This window comes from Nocardia tenerifensis NBRC 101015, assembly GCF_000308715.1.
Taxonomy (GTDB): domain Bacteria; phylum Actinomycetota; class Actinomycetes; order Mycobacteriales; family Mycobacteriaceae; genus Nocardia; species Nocardia tenerifensis.
The window spans coordinates 1-2,237 of sequence record NZ_BAGH01000479.1 but is presented as its reverse complement, the minus strand read 5'-3'; the positions used below and the strand labels follow the sequence as shown (position 1 = coordinate 2,237).

General features: G+C 71.5%; 1 protein-coding gene. It reads right to left on the bottom strand.

The window, feature by feature from the left end; translation table 11 throughout:
• A partial coding sequence (locus ON39_RS34180; RefSeq protein ID WP_157195553.1) for an NACHT domain-containing protein occupies window positions 1-2,237 on the bottom strand: 2,237 nt, incomplete at both ends.

The window sequence follows — 2,237 nt, the reverse complement described above, 5'->3', positions numbered from 1 at the left end:
GGCCGCGCCGCGCAGATCGGTGCCGGCCGGGGTCCCGACGACGTCGAGCAGGGCCGCGCGATGCCAGCGGCTGCCGGTCGCGCGGGTGCCGGTCAGGTCCGCGCGGGCCAGCCGGGCCCTGGTGAAGTCGGCCTCGGTGAGATCGGCGCCGACCAGGCTCGCCTCGTCCAGCCGCGCGCCGACCAGGCGGGCGCCGCGCAGGATCGCCCGCTCCAGGTTCACGCCGACCAGCCGCGCGCCGGTCAGATCCGCGCCGGTCAGGTCGACCTGCCGCATGTCGCGGTAGGACAGATCCTCGCCGACCAGCATCGCGCCGCGCAGGTCGGCGCTCGGCGCGGTGCGCAGGCGGGTGGTCAGCCGGATCGCGTTGGTGCGGGCGACCTCGTCGGCGATCGGGTCGTCGAGCACGCCGTCGGCCCAGGCGCGCGCGAGCCGGACATCGGCGAGATCGCACAGGAAGTCGATGGACAGCTGGGACAGCGGCGCGTGCGCGAGCTGCGGCGGGGCCGCGACGCCCGCGGCGAACTGCTCGGCGACGTGGTTGGCGACAAGCCATTCCGGCACCGATGAGTGGATGAACCCGAACAGGTTGTCCTCGGTGCGCACCAGCAGGCTGCCCGAGCCGATGGCGTGCGCGGACTGCTGCACCGACATCCGGTTCGCGCCGGTCATCTCCACCAAAGACTGTGCCACCTCGGTCAATTCGGCCAGCCGCAGGTACGGTTCGCCGGTCTCCCAGATCCGCAGCGCGAATTCGGTGACCGCGAGCCACAATTCGTTGAGGCCGAGCCCCGGCAGCGAGCCCGCCGTCGCGGCGGTGCGTTGCACCTCGTAGGACAGCCAGGATTCGAGGATCTCCCGGTACAGCCCGGCCGCGCCCACGGTCTGCTGCGCGCCCGCGGCGGCCCGCAGCCTGCGCTCGTCGAGATCGGCGATGAAGCTGAGCATGCGCGGGTTCTTGGCCAGGCCGAGCAGGTCCTCGATGCCGGTGATCAGCCGCATCCTGGCGTCCGCGCGCCGCGCGTCGCCGCCGTAGCGGTTGGCGAGGAAGGCGTGCACCTGCGCGGGCGTGAAGTCCTCGATGGTGAGGATCTGCCGGTCCTGCAGCAGGCCGACCCGCTCCCCCAGCGCGGTCAGCACCTGGGCGCGCGACTCGAAATGCTGTGTGCGGCTGGCCACCACGATCTTCGCCTTGCCGACCGCGGCCTGCAGCAGGGTCTCGAGATGGTCGGCCGCGAACTCGTAGCTGATCCGGGTGACGAGTTCGTCGAAGCCGTCGAACAGCAGCACCACGCGGCCCTCACGGAGCATGTAGCGCAACGCCTTCAGGTCGATCCGGTCCTCGCCGTGATTGGCCAGGTGCGCGGCGACCAGCGCGTCCACCGAGTGGGTCTTGTCCAGCGTGCGCAGGTCGATCAGGATCGGGATCAGCACCGGCATGGTCTCGGTGATGCGGCGGGCCAGTTCGTGTAGCGCGAAGGTCTTGCCGCGCCCGAAATCGCCCAGCACCAGGACGAATCGGCCGTGATCGGCGGCGACGAGGCGCAGCAGTTCGGCGACGAGATCGTCGTCGACCCGTTGATCGCCGTGCTCGAGCGCCCGGAACCGTTGCGGCACATACAGGTCCGGCGGGTAGCGGCGGTCGGTGCGCAGCCGCTCGACCTGCTTGGCGATGTAGTCCTCGAGATCGAGCAGACCCTGGAACTCGGTGAAGCTGCGCACCCGCAGGCCGTGGCTCGCGGCCTCGTCGCGCAGCGAACGCGGCGGCGGCGCACCGCGATAGACGAGCTCGGAGCCGTATTCCGGGTCGCTGCCGAGGAATTCCTCGATCGCCTGCCGGGTCATGTCGCCGACGTGCACGCCGACGCGCCACTGCGCGGTCACGTCGTCGCGCTGATGGGTGATGAGCAGGTGCGGCGGGTCGGTCTCGACGCGGCGGACCTTGGCGTCGGGGTAGCGGGTCTCGCACACCTCGGCCACCCGCTCCAGCAGGCGGTTGTGCGGGTCGAGGATGACGGGGGGCTCGGTGGCCGGCTCTTCGGGTCCGGTCAGCTCGGGGGTCACGTTAGTGGTAAGTGCCGCAACGGCATTGGACCACGGTGAGGTCAGGCGCGCGGTGGGCTCGGCCGAGCGGGCCGCAGTGGCGGAGTATCGGGCCAGTCCCTCGGTGGTCAGGTGGATGATCTCGTCGCGGCCCGCCGCCCCCGCCGGGATGACGGGCAGCTTGCCGTCGAGCC